Below are 19065 nucleotides of genomic sequence, written 5' to 3' on the forward strand. Positions count from 1 at the left end.
ATACATCAATTGATTGAATTTACCTAAAATCCTTGCCGCAGCCTAAAGCAGCGCGCCGAGCGCAACGCAGGCGGCAAGACCGATGCCGAGCACCGCGACAGAAGAGCCCGAGAGTCTTCTTGGGTTGAGCTCGGTCCGTGTATCGCCCATGCCGTAGCAGCGGGATTCCATGGCGATGGCAAGGTTGTCGGCACGGCGAAACAGCCCGACGAACAACGGAATGAGCACGATCTGCCAAGCGCGAAGGCGCTCGATCACGCTTCCGTCGGAAAACGCTGCACCGCGGGCCCACTGCGCAGCGCGCACCTGCCCGAATTCCTCGGCCGTCACGGGAATGAACCGGAGCGCAATCGAAACCATCATGGCGATATCTTGCGTGGGAACGCGAAAGGCGCGCAGGGGCTTTAAAAAGTCGTTGAGCGCATCGGTCAGATCGTTCGAGGTGGTGGTGAAGCATACGATGAAGCTGGCAAGCACCAGAAACACGATGCGCAGCGCGTAGAAGCAGCCGCGCGCAAAGCCCTCGGGCACGAACCCGAACGTTCCGAACAAGGGCACCGGCGCCGCCCCCGTAAGAACCCCGGCCGACACATCGCCCATCCCGTAGATTGTCGCCACATGGCCCACATCGAGAGCGAAGCTGTTGAACGCAAGCGTGAACGCCAGAATAACGTACACGGGCACAAGCAGCGAGAACATCCGCCTGAAAGGCACTCTGGCCAAAATCGTTGCGGCGAGACACGCCGCGATGCAGATGAGCAGCCCCGCCCACGTATGGATGAAAAACAGCGTGATGGAGTACGCGAGCAGCAAGACGAGCTTGACGCGCGCGTCAAGACGATGGACGCTCGTCGCGCCGGGTATGTAGATGCTTATGTTGAACTGCATGCAAGCAGTATGCCACAACCGGGGAAAAACGAAGAGGGCGCGGCGTCTACGGGGGTGACACCGCGCTCTCGTGTGCTTAATCGATTGTAGGTTTAGAACTTCGCCTTGATCTTCTCGAAGGCATCTTGGACGGCCTCGCCTGCATCCTGTGCGGCGCCCTTGACCGTCTCGGCTGCAGATTCCGCTGCATGCTTGACGTTTTCAGCCGCCTCGCTCGCGCTCTCCTTCACCTTGTCCATGGCATCGGGTGCTTCGGTCTTCGCGTCGGTTGCCGCATCCTTCACGCCGTTGCGCACGTCATGAGCGGTATCCTTGGCGGCGTTCTTCGCATCGGTTGCAGCGTCTTTCGCCGCGTTCTTCATATCGTGAGCCTTGTCTTCCACATCGTTCATCATCGTATTCACTTCAGCCATGATGGCCTCCTCTGGTCAAATGGTGGGTTCCTGTATCGTCAAGCGATGTTTAGTCGCCGAATTCCTGCTCGGTCGCTTCCTTAAGCTCCTCGGCTTTTGCCGCGGTTTCAGCCGCCTCGACGGAAGCGGTTTCGTCTCCCGCTTCGTCTGCTTCTTCAACGGAGGCCTCAGCCTCGAATTTAATGCTTTCCTCCATGCGCTCAAGCTCTTCGGCTGCACGCTTGCGCTCTACATCATCGTCCATGTCGAGCATCTTCTCGGCATCGGTCAATCCTGTTTCGCTCATGATCCTGCTCCTTTCTTCAGCCCCGATGAGGCGATGTCGCCGATGGGAACGGCGCTGTGTTTTTGTTAGTTCGATTGTATGGCTTACGGCAGATCGGTAGGCGTACGGGCGGCAACGGAGATCCAACGGTTCCGTTGCGAAAGAAACGAGGGGGTAACGCAGATACGCAAACAGCCCGAACGGCACTCGGAGCGAAAGGGACGGGCTTCGAGACGAGGCGTTGAATAAGCGGTATACTTGCATATCGGTGCAAGGGCACGGGAGGATATGCCGATGGGGAAACGCACGCCTGCGGTCATCAATCAGGCAGAGGAACGGCAGCGCTTGCTCGAGAGCGTTAAGCGCAGCGTTGCCAAAAACCCCTACCTGAGCATCGCCTTCGGCTTGTATTGGATGCAGACGACGCTTCTGTTCCAAAGCCCGTATCTGTTTCTTGAGGCTTCTCCTCTTGTCGGCTTCCCGCTTCCCAAAGGCACTATGCTGCTCGTTGCAAGCGTGGCGACCTATCTCACCTGGAGCATCTTGTACAAGCGCATCAACTCGATGAGCATAAAGCGCTGGTTTCCCTTTGCGCTCGGCATCGGCCTATCGCTGGGAGCGCTTCTGTTCACCTGCTACCCCGCCTTCACCGAAACCCACCACGACATCGCGGTCATCGTTTACCTGTTCGGCTCCGTGCTCATCGGATGCGGCACCGCCAACATCAACCTCGAGGCGAGCCGCATTCTCGGACACATAGGCCCCAAACAGGCGCTTTTTCATCTGGTGTTCGCACTGCTCATCGGAACGGCAGGCGCATATCTCTTCTCGCTTCTGCCGATGGGAATAGGAAAGATCGCCATCGTGGCTGTACCCGCCCCCATGGTGTACTGCCTTATGAAGAGCTTCGACGCCGTCCCACGTAAAATGGTTTACAGCCACGGGTTGAAAACGAAGGTGAAGTTGCCGACGAAATTCCTCGTAACCTCGGCATTCCAAGGTTTTGCGCTTGGCGTCATGCACAGCCTGCTCGTCAACTCCTTCGAGAATTCCGCACTGCTCGTATCGTTCGGATTCCTCGCGGCCATCGGGCTTGTGTTCTTCTGCTCGATCATGCTTAAAAGCGATTTTGACCTGCTGTTCTACCGGATCGGCTTCCCGCTTATGGCGATGGGATTTTTTCTGCTCGGCATCGTGCCGAGCACGATAGAGCTAGGCGCTGCGGTGCTTGATGTAGGGTACTGCTTTCAATATCTCATCAGCTGCTCGCTGTGCGCATATCTCGCAAAGGGGCTCGATCAGCCGCCTATCTGGATCGTTGGGACGAGCACCGCCTGCCTTCTTCTCGGCCAGCTGCTCGGAACCGTTCTCGAAGCCCTCTCCCCCGACCAGACGGTGCTTGCCGTCGTCGTCGCTTTCGTGCTCGTGCTCGCCGCCCTCTACATGACCAGCAGCCAGAACCTCAAACGCGGATGGGGGGCGGTAAGCCCCGGCTCCGACCACAAAACGGATTCGGGAGCCAACGAATCGCTTGCGATCCAACTGCTGGCAAGCGAGCATGGCCTCTCGGCTCGCGAGACGGAGGTGTATTCGCTTCTCGTCAAAGGGTACAGCCGCAAAGCGATCGGCAACGAACTGTGTCTTGCAGAAGAAACCATCAAAACGCACACCGGCAGGATCTATCAAAAGTTCATCGTGCACTCCAAGCAAGAGCTCATCGTGATGACGCACGAGCGGGCGGCAACGCTCGATTCCTGACGGAGAAAGGCACGCGCATCGGCGTCGACCCGAAAACGTCTGTTTGAGCGCACCCAGCCCAGAGCAAAAAGAGACGGTGCACCTTGCCGCCCCGATCCCGCATATCGCCCCGAGACGGAGAAAAGCTCCGACGCCCGAAGGCGCCGGAGCTTTCGGGCGAAGTTCCGCCCGTTTGCTGCCGAAAATAGAGCTTATTCGTTTTCGGCGATGTACTTGCCGGTCAAATAACCGAAGGTGATGCAAGTCATACCGTAGTTCGCGCCCTCGATCATGAACGTGTAGGTTCCCGAGAACATGTCGCCCACCATCGTGCCCACGTTGTACAGGCCGGGAAGCGGCTTGTCATCGGCGTCGCACACCTGCATGTGCACGTTGGTGTTCAACCCGCCGAGCACCGTCAAAAAGCCGAACGTCTCGCACATCTCGCCGAAGAACGGGCCTTCTTCGATCTTATGCAGATGCTGCGGATCCTTATGGAAGTCCTCGTCCACGCCCTTTTCCGCAAGCTCGTTGTAGCGGTTGACCGTCTCGATCGTTTCTTTCGGAAGGCCGAGTTTCTCGATAACCTCCTCGATCGTGTCGCCCATAACGTAGGTCTGCCCGTTGCCCTCAGCGGTTTTGGTCCAGCCCGCAACCGCAGCCGCAATGGCCTCTTCGCCGGTCATCATCGAGTCAACCGTCCAGTCGCCCGAAACGGCCTCGTGCTTCGCATAGCCCGCATCCCAGATCGCGTACGCTTTCTTCTCGGGAAGCAGCATGATGTTTTCAGCCGCCATAGGACCTATGCAGTCCTCGTTCATGTAGCGCTGACCATCACGGTCGAGCAGAAGTCCGAGATGGTTGGTGTAGAGGTTGCGCGGACCGGGAGCCCAATACGATCCCATCGTGCAATTCGGGAAGCTCTTCTGCCATGCGGCGCCGACCCACAGCCCCATCTTCTGGCCCTGGCCTTTGTAGATGCCGCCGTACTTGAAGCCCTGATCGTAGTCCGGTTCGCTGTCGTAGACCTTCGGGTCGACGAAATCAGCGGTCTCAGGGCAAAAGCAACGCATCATATCGCGATCTCCCGAGAAGTCGCCCGTTGCCAGCACGATGGCGTTCTTGCCGACGTACTTCGCATAGGTGCCGTCTTCTCGCTTGCAGATGACCGCGGTTACGCGTCCCGTGTTGTCACCTTCGCGAACAAGCTGCTCGGCAACGTTCTTGTAATAGATCGCACCGCCCAGATCTTCGGTGAGATGGCGGGCAAGCTCGTAGACCAAGAGCGGCTGCATCTTGCCTGTAACGACTTCCATGTTCTCCTCAGGAGGCTCCTGGCCGTTGAGATTCCAGCCCACGGCAGCCGTGCGCTGCAGGTAGAGGCTATCCTCCTCATCGGGCGTCCCGATTTCGATATCGATCGAGTAGCCGGCCTTTTCCATAAGGTCGATCGTCCAGTTCATGGCCGTCTCGGAGTTGTTGTAGTGCTGGTACCACTTGCGCTGGTCGACCTTGTGCATCTGGCAGAATATCTCCTTTTGGTACTGCGAGACGGGAACGCGCGGATACCCCTGCTCCTCGAACGCCTTGCAGAACACGGCGTTGTTCGAACCGCCGCGCGACGTCGGCTTGGTGGAGGCCGACACGATGACGACGTTCTTGCCCTCTTCGGCGGCGCTGTTCGCCGTCATGAGGCCCGCCGTGCCGGCGCCGACGACAATCACGTCGGCCTCGATGGTTTCGGCGATGTCGCCCTCCGCAATCGGCTCGGGCGGAATCTCGAACGACCATTTGCGCTTCATGGATTCTGCGGTCAGATATTCCTCCCCGTCGGCCGACACGGGCGTTTCAACATCCTTCTTGCCGGCATCGCCGCTCGGCGCGCACGCCCCGAGCGTGGCCGCAGCCACAGCCCCCATGGCAGTGACGCCAGCGCCTTTGAGGAAATTCCTACGATCCAATTCCATGTTTTTTCTCCCTTCCTGATGGTTTCACGCAGCTGGTTTCGCCCATCCGCACCCGTTGCCCGCGGATGGGGCGCATGCCGAACATGCGTGTAAGAGGATTTCCCTATCGGGGCTTGTGCCCGCTCCTCTCGCACCGCACTCTATGAAAAATCAGGAAGCAGGGTATCCCCCGCAACGGGGCTACATTCGGTTTTCAACCTTTGGCCCGTTTTGGGGGATAAATGACCTGGGGTTTCAATTAGAACGTGAACTCTGCATCCCAGTTGAAATCGCCCGACGTCTCGACATCAGCAGGCCAGTGATCGCACCACGCGGGAACCGAGGGGCTCGCCACGCGATCGACGCTCGGCGTGTACGGCTTGATGTCGATGACGGGGGTTCCCAGCTCGGCGTCGATGTAGTACGTGCTGACGCATCCCCGCTCGATATCGAGATCCGCCACATCGACAACGGATGCGCATACCGGGTTCGGTCGGATGGGAGAGCGGGTGGCGAAAATTCCCAAGGGGGCTTTCACCTTCCGGTAGGGCATTCCCGCGTCGAGAAGCGTGCGGTACTCGGGTTCATCGGCCCCACTCGCCCACCACAAAACAATGAGATGGCTGAAGCCTTCGAGACCGCGAAGGCCCGCTCGGTAGGCCTCGTCGATTGCGATGACCTGCCCGCATTCTCCCGAACGTATCTCGCCGATGGGATTGATGGTTATCTCTTTCATGAAGCTGCTCCTTTCAATTGGCTTAAGGAACATACAGGCTGACATCGTGTCAGGGTCAACAGGATGTTTCGGCGCAGCAGAAAACGAGCGCATGAGACGCACCGTATCGACCTGCAGGCTGATGCCGGGACCCTCGGGTCACCCGCACTGCAACAACAGACGAGCAGCGATCAGCTCCGCGCGGTTTTCGTTTGGACGGGTATCTGGAATTCCGTCAGGTATTCAGAAGGGTCATCCGCGTTCCAGCAGCCGCGATGGGCGATCTCGCGGGTGTTTCCCGCCATTTCGAGCGAAGGATGAGCTTCGAGCCATTGGGCGAACGACGCATACACCGAAGCGATGTTCTCGTAAGGACCGTATATCATGACCGAGGCAACCTCGGGGTATGCCTGAGTTCGGTAAAAGCGAACCGCCCCCGAGCCTTCGCGCATTTCATCGACAGCTACGGCAACTTCGATGTCGACGCCCTCGCCTTCGCCGCCTTCGTTATGAAACTCGCAGAATTCGATGTACGGATCGGAAACGGATATCCTTTCCGCCTTCATGTACGCGCCAAGCGCCTCCCACGCCAGACGCTCGTCATCGTAGGCGGAAATGGTCATCCGCAAAGAGACGACGTCGTAGGCAGGAACCGATACGAGCGATACCTCGTAGTCGAAAAGGCTCGAGCCTGTAAGCACCGCACGTCTAAGATTTTCCAAATCGGAGAGCATCCGCTCGCTTCGCTCGATATCTGCGCGAAGCTCCTTGCCCCTTCTTTCCAGTTCGTTTGCCAGCGCCTCGTCATCAAGCGTCGATAATCGCTTGATATCCTCGATGCCGAATCCCATGTCACGCAACGTTGTGATTTTGTTGGCATGGGGAAGCTGTTCCACCGAATAGAGGCGATAGCCGCTTTTCGCATCGATTTCAGCCGGCACGAGCAAACCAAGCTTATCGTAGTGACGAAGCATCCGCACCGATATGCGCGACAGCCGAGAGAACTCCCCTATTTTGAACATGCTTGCACCTCCGATAATATCCTCTTGCCGCCGATGCTCCGCTCCCGTTGTCAGGAAGCGCAAGCCGATGCGGTCCGTCGAATCGGTTGGCCGCAACCAGCCCCGCACACAGAAAACGGGGGCCGAAGCCCCCGTCTGATTTAGCTCTATGCTGTTCGCAAGCGCTGCGCTTACTTGGCCTCTTCAGCCTTTTCCTCAGCAGCGGTTTCAGCCTTCTGGGTTTCCTCTTTGGCCTCCGCAGCCTCAGCAGCGGTCTCGGCAGCCTCGACGGCGGCCTCGGTGTCACCCGCCTCATCGGCAGCTTCGACGGAAGCCTCGGCTTCCTCCTTCACTGCCTCCTCGATCTGCTCGAGCTCTTCGGCGGCCTCTTTGGCCTCTTCAGCCTCAACAGCCTTGGCCTCTTCGGTCTTCTCGGCCTTCTTCGGAGAAGCCTTCTTAGCGGCGGATTTCTTCGCAGCCGGCTTCTCTTCCGCCTTCTTCTTCACGGGCTCGGTCACGAGCTCGATGATGACCATGGGGGCATTGTCGCCTTTGCGGTTGCCGAGCTTCATGATGCGGGTGTAGCCGCCCTGACGATCGGAGAACATGCCCTGCTCGACCTTCTCGAAGATCTCGCGAACGAGCTCTTTATCGCCAAGCGCCGCAATGGCGAGACGGCGGGAATGAAGGTCGCCCTTCTTAGCCCAGGTGATGATCTTGTCGACATCGCCACGGATCTCTTTGGCGCGCGCATCGACCGTCTTGATACGGTCGTTCAGGAACAACGCACCGACCAGGCTCTTCTTCATTGCCTTGGTGTGGCTCGCGTCGGTACCGAGCTTGCGACCTTTCTTATAGTGTCTCATCGTTATCTAACTCCTATAGCTTCAAATTGAGATCCATCGAGATCAGCTTATCTTTGACCTCTTCGATGGATTTCGCACCAAAGTTCCTGATATTCAAAAGGTCGTTCTCAGAGAACTCGACGAGCTGGCGCACGGAATGGATGCCCGCGCGCTTCAGGCAGTTGTAGGAGCGAACCGAAAGGTCCAGATCCTCGATCTGCTTGTCGAGTTCCGCGTTGCTCTCCTGGCCTTCGGGAGCGAAGATCGAGGCAACCTCGCCTTCCTCTTCCTCGAGGGTATCGGAAAGGCTCAAGAACGCGCCCATGTACTGGTTGATAATGTTAGACGCGCGGCAGATCGCCTCAGTCGGGGCGATGGAGCCGTCGGTCTCAACCTCCAACACCAACTTATCGTAGTCGGTGCGCTGGCCAACGCGGGTGTCGGTTACGTTCAACGTGCAACGACGAACCGGCGAGAACAGCGAGTCGACATGGATGACGCCGATGGGATCCTCGGTGCGCTTGTTGCGCTCAGCCGAGACGTAGCCGCGGCCGACGCCGATGCGGATGGTCATATCGAGCTGACCGCCGTCGGCAACCGTGGCAATGACATGCTCGGGGTTGATCAGCGTGAATTCGGTGGGGATATCGAGATCCGCACCGGTGACCGTGCAAGGTCCTTCAGCCAATACGTGAGCAGTCGCCTCTTCGATGTCATCGGAAAGTGCGGAAAACACCAGGCCTTTCACATTCAGCACGATGTCGGTAATATCTTCGATCACGCCTTCAGCGGTGGTGAACTCGTGCTGCACTCCCTCGAGCTGGATCGCGGTTGCTTTCGCACCGTCCAGCGACGAAAGGAGCACTCGACGCATGCAGTTACCCAATGTGTAACCGTAACCACGCTCAAGCGGCTCGACAACGAAACGAGCAACGGTCTCGTTAATCTCTTCCGTTGTTACCGTCGGCCTCATGAACTCTGTCATATTGTGTAAGCCTCCTTCTAGTATGCCGCAATGTTATTTCGAGTAAAGTTCGACAATAAGCTGTTCGCGAATGTCGAGATCGATCTGATCGCGCTGCGGGAGGGAAAGCACACTGCCCTGCAGCTTCTCGATGTCGACTTCCAGCCATGCGGGGACTTGCACACGCTCGTTGGAGATGAGCGCACTCTTGATGACAAGCATATCCTTGGCCTTCGGAGCCACGGCGACAAGATCGCCCGGACGCACGCGGAACGACGGAATGTCGACGCGCTTGCCGTTGACGGTGATATGGCCGTGACGGACCTGCTGACGAGCCTCTGCGCGGGACTTGGCGAAACCGAGACGGTACACCACGTTGTCCAAACGGCTTTCGAGGATGCGCAGCAAGTTCTCGCCGGTGACGCCCTGCTGGCGGTTGGCAAGATCGTAATACCCACGGAACTGCTTCTCGAGCACGCCGTAGATACGCTTGGTCTTCTGCTTTTCGCGGAGCTGATTGCGGTATTCGCTTTCCTTCACGCGCTTCTTGCCGGCTTCACCCGGCGCATAGTTGCGACGCTCCAAGGCACATTTGTCCGTATAGCAGCGATCGCCTTTAAGGAACAGCTTCGTCCCTTCGCGGCGGCACAATCTGCAGTCCGCCCCTGTGTATCGAGCCATGTGTAGATCCTTTCAGTTAAACGCGACGACGCTTGCGCGGACGGCAACCGTTGTGCGGGATAGGCGTGCAATCTTGAATGCTGGCGATTTCGAGCCCAGCAGCCTGGAGCGAGCGGATGGCGGTCTCACGACCGGAACCCGGACCCTTGACGAACACGGAGACCTTACGCAGGCCGTGCTCCATCGCGGTCTTCGCTGCCGCTTCCGCAGCCATCTGCGCTGCGAACGGGGTGGACTTGCGAGAGCCCTTGAACCCGACCGTACCAGCGGACTGCCACGAGATCACATTACCCTGAGGATCGGTGATGCTCACGATAGTGTTGTTAAACGTAGATTTGATATGCGCTGCACCGACGGCGATGTTCTTGCGTTCGGAACGCTTGAGGCGCGTGCGCACGTTCTTCTTTGCTGCCACTTAATTACCTCACTTCTTCTTTCCGCCGATTTGCTTCCTGGGACCTTTGCGCGTGCGCGCATTGGTGTGCGTGCGCTGACCGCGCACGGGCAGGCCGCGACGATGACGCAAGCCGCGGTAGCAACCGATCTCCATGAGGCGTTTGATGTTCTGGGAAACCTCGCGATGCAGGTCGCCTTCGACCTTGAGGTTGTCCTGGATGTAATCACGCAGCTTGGTCAGATCGTCTTCGCTCAGGTCTTTCACGCGAATATCAGGATCGACACCGGTTTCTGCAATGATCTTCTTGGCTGTGGTGGGGCCAATGCCGTAAATGTAGGTCAAGCCGACTTCAATGCGCTTATCGCGAGGAAGGTCGACACCAACAAGACGTGCCATAGGTTATTTCTCCTCTTTCTTCCTAGCCCTGACGCTGCTTGTGGCGCGGGTTTTCGCAGATGACGAGAACCTTGCCGTGGCGTCGGATAATCTTGCATTTGTCGCACATTTTCTTGACCGAAGGACGTACCTTCATAATAAATTCCTTTCGGTTTGTGCAGGTCTAAAGCGACCCTCATCTTCTTTACTGTATAGCCACACCCAGCCGCAGGTGATTGTTGTCTCTTATGGCGGATCGGGCTGATCCACACGTTTGTTCTGCGCACTTGCATCGTGCAAGCACACAAAAACCGCACATTCGGAAACCCGAAGCGCGGGAACTTATCGCTTACTTGTACCTATACGTGATGCGTCCGCGATTGAGATCGTACACTGAAAGTTCTACCGTTACTTTATCTCCCGGAAGGATTTTGATATAGTGCATGCGCATCTTGCCGGAGATATGAGCCAATATCTTGTGGCCGTTCTCGAGTTCTACCCTAAACATTGCGTTCGGCAATGCCTCGAGGACCGTACCCTCAAGCTCGATTACATCTTCTTTGGTCAAAAGTGCTCCTTAAAGCAAATAGGTCATTAAGCGACAAACGTAGATGATATCAAAAATGCAGGCCACCATGCAAGCACACAATATCTTCGTTCACACAGGCTGCACAGAAGAATTGTCTGAAAGTATCGCATAATTCTCATTGACCGACTTCGGGCTCGCCGCTACAATAAGGAGTCGCGTTTCGCGGATGCAGCATGCACATGCTGTTCAGGCAAAAAGTGGGCCGTTAGCTCAGTTGGTAGAGCAGGGGACTTTTAATCCCAAGGTCGCGGGTTCGACTCCCTCACGGCCCACCACTTTTACCTTGGCTCTGCGCTGGAAACGCGTCACCTGCCGTTTCGCACATGGCGGAAAGGCAATCGCACTGGCCCATCGTCCAACGGCAGGACTCTGGTTTTTGGTACCAGCTATCTAGGTTCGAATCCTGGTGGGCCAGCCATTGCAGTTTCAGGCAAACTCCCTCCGGGGAGTTTCTTTTTTTTGAAGCGCGGCAGGAGCTGCAGACTGAATCTGACGTTCGTCGCTCGGATACGCCTAAATCCAGCACCGTTGCACGAATGCCCCGGATCAAGCGCCGCTGCACGAATGCAACCTCCCGAGCCAAGCGCCGCTGCACGAATGACCTCCCGAATTCGCCGCTGCTGCGCAAGCCCCGCAACACGTGCTCCGCACGGATATGCACCCCTGAAATCAGGTCTCGCCGAACGGACTCGCGCCGAGGGTGCTTCGCAAGGGCGCTCTGCAGAGGTTCTCTGCAAGAATCACCCATCCAACAAGCTTCCTCTGGAAAAACGATCCGAAAATGGCGGTCAAGGCAAGCTTCTGTCAAAGATCCGATCTGCAGCGGGCCCTTCGGATGCCTTTTTGGCGCACTTTTCAGCGTTCGAATTTTCCGACCTGCGCAAACGTCGACAGGTAAGCAGCTTAGACGCGACTTGGGCGCAGTTGAGGTGACAGAAGCTTGCCTTGACCGCCATTTTTAGCTTGTTTTCGCAAAGGGAAATTATTACATGGCTCTGCTTCAACGCAAAACGATGCGCAATGCTACCCTAACGCGAGTTGGCCGCATTGGAGCCTCGATACCCATCGCTAAATGCAATGGGCACATTATCGCCCTCGCATGGAACAAATCGACCTCCTGGTGCATGTATGATGTGAGGAGGTGATCATATGGCTGAGCAACTACGTTCGGAACAATTCATGCAGCAGGCCCTCGACTCGTGGGGCGGCGCGGTCTATCGGCTGGCGCTTTCCCACACGCGCTGCGCAGCCGACGCGCAGGATATCGCACAGGATGCTTTCCTCAGCTTGCTGAAAAGCACCGTGCTCTTCAACGGCGACGAGCATGTGAAAGCGTGGCTTCTGCACGTCACCACGAATCGTTGCCGCGAATACCATCGAAGCGCCTGGAAGCGCAAAGTCGATACCATGGACAATCTGGAGCCTCTGGCGGATCGGGCGGTTGGCGATTCCGCACTCGACGAGTTAACCGAGCATCCCGTATGGACGGCACTCGCGCAGCTGCCAGAAAAACTCAGAGAGGTCGTCCACCTCCACTACATCGAAGGATGCCCGACCGATTCAATAGCAAAAATACTGGACGTGCATCCCGCAACGGTACGCACGCGCCTCTTTCGCGCGCGCAAGCAGCTGCGCGATGTACTCGATCCGGAGCCTCGGGCAACGAGGGAAAAGAAAGGAGTAAGCCGTGAAACGCAATCTTTTTGACGACTACCGCGATCGCATGAGCAATGTCGCGCTTCCCGAAACCGCGCGCGCTCGCATCGATCAGGCCATTCAAGACGAACGTGCATCAGAGGCATCTGAGGTATCCGGGGCATCCACAGCGTCAATCCCGTTGCGGCAGAGCCGGCCCCCAAGAAGGCCCATCCGGCGCTTTGCCGTTGCAGCCGCGTGCGTCGTTGCCGTAGTGCTCGGCGGAATCCTTCTCGCGCCGACGGCGGAACACCTTATCGGCGTCGAAGAAAACTCCTTTACGCTGACAGCTTATGCCTATGGAACGGATTTCGACGGACCCGACAATATAAAGCTCGCCCTCGGCGATTTCGCAAGCTGGGGCGGTTTTTATAGCTTCGATGAATCCGATTGGAAGGATTCCGATCCCTACGAAAACGATTTCATACACGACACGGGCATGAAAAAAGGCTACATCTGCTCGACCTACTTCGATCTTGCCTGCGAGGGCACGGGCATCGAAAAACTAACTTACGAACTTGAAGGCGACGGTGTTTACTTCAATTTCGACCCCGCCCGCGATACAAGCACGGCACCCGAAGACTTCAGCCACAACAGCTTCTCCGTCGAACCGGGCGACCTCAAAGACCCTGGCAAAGGCTACATCTACATCGTTGCCAACGTTTCCGTCGACGAAGATCTCGCCGAACCAACGGCAGTAGTCGACCAATACCTGAAACGCATCGACGCCAATCGCCATGAACCGCTTCCCCAGGCCGAGCAGGATGCCTACAACGAAGCCCATAGCCAGTTAGAAGTGCTCGTTCAAACAAAGGCCGCCGAAGCGATCGGCAATGCCACCCTCGCCATCACGGCCACGTATTCGAACGGAACAACCGAGACCCACTCGTACCGCATCGCACCCGTCGACGATTTCGCTGAACGCTATCAGGACTACGTCGATGGAGGTCGCAAGGAAGATCGGGCGTCCTTCTTCGTCATCGAGCAGCTTGATTAACGGAGCAGCCTTCTCCGACAACACCATAAGTGCATCCGCATCCAGATTCGATAACCCGCGTCTCGAACCGGACATCCCCAGATCGAGACGCGGTCCGTCGGCCTCGATCGATTCGACCGCCAAGCTTCTCGCCAACATGCACGCCGAGCATCGCTCTTTTTTGCTCCTCCCCTGATCTTTTCTTGCTCCCTCCCGCTTCGCTTCGGACTCCGCATTGCTTCTCTAACACCTCACAAGCTCGTAAGCACCCCTTCCCAGTTGCGCGCAATCTCCGCCAAAACGCACTCGGATTTCTCGGACTGCCGCGAAAGACGGGCGCGATAGGCTTGCTTCCACGGTGCGCGCACTCAGAAGCGCACGAAAGCACACCAAGGAGGAAGCCGATGCCCGTCAACCCGATTCGCATGCTCGTATTCGTCGTATCTTTGCTCATCTGCGCAGCCGGTCTCATATGCGGTCCGCCTATCGCCTATGGCTCGCCCCATACCGATCTGCTCCAAGCGAGAGGCGTGGTTTCGGTTGATAGGACGACGTTCTTCGACGAGGGTAAATACATCAACCTCGCCGATCACGAGAACGATATTGAAATCACCGACTTCTCCGCCTCGGGCGGCAAGATGGTCGCCTTGGCAGATGGAGGATCGCGCTACGCCCCCGACAGAGACATTTCCCCTTATCGGGCCATGCAGATCTATACTGAAAACGTCTACGGAAACGCTGATAGAATTCCAGGATTCGGATTCCTTTGCGACAAAACCGCCTCTGCCGCAAACGGAGCAAGCGTCAGCGTTTACTACGACTACATCGGCGATATGAAAGACATTGCAGACGCTTCGTTCAGCGTTCCCGTCGCCCTTAAGACAACCTATACGATCCGCGACGGCAAATCCATCGACGAGGAGGGAGATTACAGCGAAAGCTATACCGGCCATCCACTCGTTCAAATACCGAAGTGCTTCAGCCATGGCGTCTTCTTCGTAGGAACCGACGTCCTCGACACGCGCTACGAATTCTTCGACGCGAACACCGGAAGCCCTCTCGAGCTCGGACGCATGTACGTAACCGCCACCTCGCTCAACCGAGGCGAGGGGTTCGCGGTTCCGAGCGACCGCGTTTCCGCCTGCTATGTAAGCAACGAAGCCCCCGCCGCCTCGCGCCTCTACAACCGAAACGGAGTGAAAACCCCTTACAGCATTCTACCAGGCAGCCTGCTCTACGACAAAACGGCAGAATACAACGACGGCTACACGACGTTCATCGGATGCCCCGACGTGTTCGATGGCGACGGCAGCAAAATCGACTTCTCCGATCTGATCGGCGAGGAGACCTTCTACTGGCGCTCAGTTTGCTTCGCCGTCGATTGCGGCGCCTCGAACGCAATCGATGCGAAAGCATACGCGATCAAAACCGCCTCGTGGTCGGGAACCGCAGGAATTGCGGGCGATGGCTATGCGACAAACGGGAGCATGTGGTTTGCGACCAATTTCATGACGCTCACATCAATCACGCCGCCTGCGCCGTCGAAAACCGCCGACAAGGCTGACGGCGTCCGATTGGGCGACACGGTTACATACCGCATCGCCCAGCAAGTCAACGACCTCGGCGCAACGAGCTTCATCCGTTACGATTCGCTCATCTTATCCGATGCCCTGCCGAGCACGCTGCAATACAAAGGCGCACGTTTGCTCGATGATTCGGGCGCGGAGCTCGAGGCCGCCGGAACCGCGCACTTCGATGAGGCGTCAAGACTCGTCACGTTCGAGTTTTCAAGAGACTTCTGCGAGAACGGAATGGCCATGGCAGGAGAAACCTACTATCTCGAAATCGCCGCCGAGGTTGTCGATTACCCCGACGATGACACGCTGTCGTTTTCGAACAGCGCGAAAAGCACTATCAACGGCATCGAACAGACAACGGAAGGAGTCGTGACCGAACTCGTTTCCCCCGAGCTCGCAATCAACAAATACAGCGATCCCGATCCCTCGACCGCCGACGAATACGAGTTTCTCGTCGGCGACGAAATAACCTTCCATGCAACGGTCGATCAAATTCGCGAGAACACGAGAGCGCGCGAAGCGATCGTCTCCGACACGCTGCCCGAAGGGTTGAAGCTCGTGCCCGGATCAGTGGAAGCAACCGGATGCGAAGGCGCCGAAACCATCGAAACCGAAGCGGGATGGACGGTAAAGCTGAAGACGTTCGACTATGGGAAGCCGATAGAAATCGCCTACCGCGCGACGGCGGCCGAAGAGGGGAACGGAACCGAAGTCGTCAACACGGCAGAAGCGCACGCGAAGAACATCGAAGCGGGTGTCGCCGGCGCCGAAACGCTGCCCGCAACCGACGAGGCGGAGGTTTTCATCAACTCGCCGCGTCTCGTCGTCGCCGAAGAGGTGTCCGTATCGCCTTCGACCGAGAACAGCTACGAGCATCGCGTCGGCGAGCCGATAACGTTTGCGCTCACCGTTGAGAACACCGTCGATGGAACCATCGCGAACGATCTTGCGCTGGCAAGCCTCGTACTACCCGAAGGCATGTCCATCGCAGACGGGCCCGACGCCGTTCGCATGGAAGGCATGGCGTTCGAAAACGAGTCGCTCAGCATCTCCTACCCCACCCACGGCGACGACAGCATCCACCGAGAAACCGAGCAGCGACTCGTCGTCGGCGCAACCGAAATCGAGGAAGATCGATGTGGAGCGTCCTTGACGCTGTCCTGCCTTCCCTCGGATACCCCCGTTCGTCTCATGTTCACTTGCGTTCCCACGGAAGAAGCGAACGGTCTCGAAGTGCTTTCCCGGGGAGTCGCACACGCCAAAAACGCCACTGCCCCCACCCAAAACGACCCGGCTGCCCGCGTTTGGATTAATTCCCCGCGCCTCGAAGTATCCAAACAAGCCCCTTCGCTCGCCTATCAAACGGGAGATGTCGTCACCTACCATATCGATGCGTCCAATACAGCTTGCGGCACCCTGGCGAACAACGTGGTCTTCGAAGACGTTTTCGAGACACCCGGCATGGAGCTGTTGCGCAACTCCATCGTGGTCAGCGATCAGGACGGCGACATCGTTACCGACCAAACTACCATTGTCCAGAACATCGGAACGCAAGACTGGAAGGTCGAGACGAACGGCGCGCTCGTCAACACGGGAAACCATCGCATATGGGATTGCGATTCGGGTGGAGCGCTCATCGAAACATCGGCGCTGAACCCTTTGGAAGTCGAGCGCGAACATGCCTACCGAATCGAATACCAAGCCCTGATTACAGACCAGGCGCTCGCTTCGCAAACGGCTACGAACCGCATTGCGGTCACAAGCGATGAAAACCTGCCGGCAACCGACGAAGAGACCGTTTCGGTTGCGGGGCCGGCCTTGGGCATAGCGAAAACCGCCGATAGGGGTTCGTACCGCATTGGAGAGATCGCAGAATACACGATTGAGGTAGCAAGTCTGCGAACAGGTGAAACAGCTCATGATGTACGAATTGGCGACGAATTCTCCTCGGACAGCCCGCGAGCCGCGATTGTGCTCGAAGACTCGGTAGCCCTTCGCGACCACCAGGGTCGCACGGTTTCGGGATGGGATATCGAGTGGATCGACAACGATACCGAAGACCATGTCGGCTTCACTGTCAACACGCATGCAGACCTCCCCGACTCATCGAAATTCATCGTATCCTACAAGGCGAAGTTCGCGGCGAAAACCCCATCGGGAACAGTGGGCAATACCGCCTGGACCGAAGCCGACGATGCGCCGCGCGCACAGGCCTCTTGCACGGTTGCCAGCGCCGATCCCGACAGCACCTCGCTCGTCATCGAGAAATCATCGGATGGCAAAGCATACGCGCCAGGATGCACAGCGCGCTATTCGCTCGCAATCCGCAACACCGACGAGGCGGAGCCAGCACGCAACGTTCATATTGCAGATGAGCTCGAAGCCGCATCGGCAGCGCAAATAGCGCGAGGATCGATCGTCGTTTCCGATGCCGACGGTAACACCGTCGAACCAACGCGCATCGATTATCGCCTATCCGACGACGGTGTGCCCACCGGCTTTTCGATAGAAACCGGAGCCAGCCTATCGTCGGAAAATGCGCTGATCGTTACGTACGAGTCGGTGATCGACCCACAGGCAACCGCAGGGGATTCGGTCAAGAACATTGCGACGGCCTCGGCGGACAACACCGGGGATGCATTCGCAGAGCACGAGGTGGCCATCTCCGATGCATCCGATACGTCCGATCCGGTTTACGGCTACACGACAACCGCCTACAAGACAGCGAACCCGGCATCGGGATCGGCGGTCGATCCGGGAAGCGTCATCGCCTATCTCATCACCGTTCGCAATACGGGAGATGACACGGCACCGACGACGCGCGTACGCGACTACGTTCCCGAGGGGACCACCTACGTATTCGAATCCGCCACCGATGAGGGTGCGTTCGTGCGCGCATCCGACGAGCGAAGCCCTTACATCGAATGGGTGCTCACCGATCTCGCCCCCGCAAGCGAGCGCACGATCGGCTTTTCCGTACAAGTAAACGAGACTATCGCCTCCGGCAGGATCATCAACGAAGCGCGGTATTCGACCACCTCGGCCCAAGAGACCGCAGGCGATCCGACGCTGCCCGAGCCCGAACGGATCACCGCACGCGTCGTGCACTCGGTCGGAGCCGAAAAACCTTTCGGCCCGATAGTCAACGTCGTCAAATCATCCGCTCCCGCAGCGGGGCAGATCGTACAGGCGGGAAACGAGATCGACTATACGCTCGTTGCCACGAACCAAGGTGACGAGGCGGCAAAAAACGTGCTCGTGCACGATCCTCTGCCGACAGGAGCAACGTTCGCAGGCGAATCAACGCCGCAGAATTGCACCTACGATCGCGAAAACAACCAGATCGAGTGGCTGATACCTACATTGAACCCCGGGGAGGCAGCCGAAGCTTCGTTCAGAATCGCCGTCGAATCCACTCCATCGATCCGCACCGTCGCAAACCAAGCTTCGTTCGCCTCCGAAGCGATAGATCTCGTCGGCTCGAACGAAACACTCGACAACACCAGCAACATCGTCGAACACCCGCTACCCGCGACGGCGGGTACGAGAGAAAAAGCAGCCTACCCAAGAACAGGCGATAGCGGCCTCGCTCTTGCGATTGGAGCCGTTGCCGCACTGGCTCTCGGCCTGCTCGTCACCGCCGCTTTTCGTGCAAAGCGCGCAAAGGAGGACAGGCGACCGCACCGCATCGACGTCGACGTCACCGCCGACCCGCGACCCCGAAAGACGCGCGCGGCAAAGCGAAGAAGAAAAAACTATTTGCGTTGGAAGTAAAACAAGAAAGCGCTTCTCGGATCGAATCAACCCGAGAAGCGCTTCCCGTACCCCTCGAAAACGCCGGCACACCATACGCCAACGAGCAACGAGCAACGAGCAACGAGCAACGAGCAACGAGCAACGAGCAACGAGCAACGAGCAACGAGCAACGAGCAACGAGCAACGAGCAACGAGCAACGAGCAACGAGCAACGAGCAACGAGCAGCGAAGCGCTACAACTCAAT

The 19065-nt window shown here is 57.7% G+C and carries 17 protein-coding genes and 2 tRNA genes; 6 read left to right on the forward strand and 13 right to left on the reverse strand.

Annotated elements, in window-relative coordinates:
* Positions 1-42 precede the first annotated feature (42 nt).
* The 3 genes from C1719_RS13315 to C1719_RS13325 all read right to left on the reverse strand — a co-directional run bounded on the left by C1719_RS13315 (position 43) and on the right by C1719_RS13325 (position 1587).
* Positions 43-888: an energy-coupling factor transporter transmembrane component T family protein gene (locus C1719_RS13315; RefSeq protein WP_102375552.1), complete on the reverse strand. Its 846-nt coding sequence runs from the start codon at positions 886-888 to the stop codon at positions 43-45.
* A 92-nt stretch (positions 889-980) separates the two neighbouring features.
* Entirely contained in the window at positions 981-1301 is a 321-nt protein-coding gene (locus tag C1719_RS13320; RefSeq protein WP_102375553.1) for a hypothetical protein, read from the reverse strand.
* A 49-nt stretch (positions 1302-1350) separates the two neighbouring features.
* Positions 1351-1587 carry a hypothetical protein gene (locus C1719_RS13325; RefSeq protein ID WP_102375554.1) on the reverse strand — a complete coding sequence of 79 codons (237 nt, stop codon included), beginning with the start codon at positions 1585-1587 and terminating at the stop codon, positions 1351-1353.
* A 273-nt stretch (positions 1588-1860) separates the two neighbouring features.
* Here C1719_RS13325 and C1719_RS13330 point away from each other — a divergent pair, with 273 nt between their 5' ends.
* Positions 1861-3324 carry a response regulator transcription factor gene (locus C1719_RS13330; protein WP_180963617.1) on the forward strand — a complete coding sequence of 488 codons (1464 nt, stop codon included), beginning with the start codon at positions 1861-1863 and terminating at the stop codon, positions 3322-3324.
* A gap of 191 nt (positions 3325-3515) precedes the next feature.
* Here C1719_RS13330 and C1719_RS13335 read toward each other — a convergent pair whose 3' ends face one another.
* From C1719_RS13335 to infA, 10 genes are all read right to left on the reverse strand, one after another.
* Positions 3516-5270: an FAD-dependent oxidoreductase gene (locus tag C1719_RS13335; RefSeq protein WP_102375556.1), complete on the reverse strand. Its 1755-nt coding sequence runs from the start codon at positions 5268-5270 to the stop codon at positions 3516-3518.
* A 238-nt stretch (positions 5271-5508) separates the two neighbouring features.
* A complete protein-coding gene (locus C1719_RS13340) occupies positions 5509-5985 on the reverse strand; it encodes an SAM-dependent methyltransferase (RefSeq protein WP_102375557.1) in 477 nt (158 codons plus the stop codon).
* A 170-nt stretch (positions 5986-6155) separates the two neighbouring features.
* On the reverse strand, positions 6156-6986 hold the full coding sequence (locus C1719_RS13345) for a MerR family transcriptional regulator (RefSeq protein WP_102375558.1): 831 nt from the start codon (positions 6984-6986) through the stop codon (positions 6156-6158).
* A 170-nt stretch (positions 6987-7156) separates the two neighbouring features.
* Positions 7157-7831: a 50S ribosomal protein L17 gene (gene rplQ, locus C1719_RS16265; protein WP_102375559.1), complete on the reverse strand. Its 675-nt coding sequence runs from the start codon at positions 7829-7831 to the stop codon at positions 7157-7159.
* A 13-nt stretch (positions 7832-7844) separates the two neighbouring features.
* On the reverse strand, positions 7845-8795 hold the full coding sequence (locus tag C1719_RS13355) for a DNA-directed RNA polymerase subunit alpha (RefSeq protein ID WP_102375560.1): 951 nt from the start codon (positions 8793-8795) through the stop codon (positions 7845-7847).
* 33 nt (positions 8796-8828) lie between these two features.
* On the reverse strand, positions 8829-9455 hold the full coding sequence (gene rpsD / locus C1719_RS13360) for a 30S ribosomal protein S4 (protein ID WP_102375561.1): 627 nt from the start codon (positions 9453-9455) through the stop codon (positions 8829-8831).
* Positions 9456-9471: 16 nt separating this feature from the next.
* A complete protein-coding gene (gene rpsK / locus C1719_RS13365; RefSeq protein ID WP_102375562.1) occupies positions 9472-9870 on the reverse strand; it encodes a 30S ribosomal protein S11 in 399 nt (132 codons plus the stop codon).
* Between the two features lie 9 nt (positions 9871-9879).
* The gene (gene rpsM / locus C1719_RS13370; protein WP_102375563.1) at positions 9880-10248 is read right to left on the reverse strand and encodes a 30S ribosomal protein S13; all 369 of its coding nucleotides are present in this window, start codon (positions 10246-10248) and stop codon (positions 9880-9882) included.
* Between the two features lie 22 nt (positions 10249-10270).
* Positions 10271-10384 (reverse strand): 50S ribosomal protein L36, encoded by a 114-nt coding sequence (gene rpmJ, locus C1719_RS13375; RefSeq protein WP_006363204.1) that lies wholly within the window; start codon positions 10382-10384, stop codon positions 10271-10273.
* Between the two features lie 192 nt (positions 10385-10576).
* Positions 10577-10795 (reverse strand): translation initiation factor IF-1, encoded by a 219-nt coding sequence (gene infA / locus C1719_RS13380; RefSeq protein ID WP_102375564.1) that lies wholly within the window; start codon positions 10793-10795, stop codon positions 10577-10579.
* Positions 10796-11015: 220 nt separating this feature from the next.
* Between infA and C1719_RS13385 the strand changes: the two genes are divergently transcribed.
* The 5 genes from C1719_RS13385 to C1719_RS13410 all read left to right on the forward strand — a co-directional run bounded on the left by C1719_RS13385 (position 11016) and on the right by C1719_RS13410 (position 18838).
* A tRNA-Lys gene (locus C1719_RS13385) sits at positions 11016-11091 on the forward strand.
* Between the two features lie 69 nt (positions 11092-11160).
* Positions 11161-11234: transfer RNA gene (locus C1719_RS13390), tRNA-Gln, on the forward strand.
* A 731-nt stretch (positions 11235-11965) separates the two neighbouring features.
* Positions 11966-12523, forward strand: a complete 558-nt coding sequence (locus tag C1719_RS13395; protein ID WP_102375565.1) for an RNA polymerase sigma factor — start codon at positions 11966-11968, stop codon at positions 12521-12523.
* The gene (locus tag C1719_RS13400; RefSeq protein ID WP_102375566.1) at positions 12504-13508 is read left to right on the forward strand and encodes a hypothetical protein; all 1005 of its coding nucleotides are present in this window, start codon (positions 12504-12506) and stop codon (positions 13506-13508) included. Before C1719_RS13395 ends, C1719_RS13400 begins: the two co-directional genes overlap by 20 nt.
* A 383-nt stretch (positions 13509-13891) precedes the next feature.
* Positions 13892-18838, forward strand: a complete 4947-nt coding sequence (locus tag C1719_RS13410; RefSeq protein WP_102375568.1) for an isopeptide-forming domain-containing fimbrial protein — start codon at positions 13892-13894, stop codon at positions 18836-18838.
* Positions 18839-19065 lie beyond the last annotated feature (227 nt).

The sequence above is a fragment of the Raoultibacter massiliensis genome (genome assembly GCF_900199545.1).
GTDB classification, from domain to species: Bacteria; Actinomycetota; Coriobacteriia; order Coriobacteriales; family Eggerthellaceae; genus Raoultibacter; species Raoultibacter massiliensis.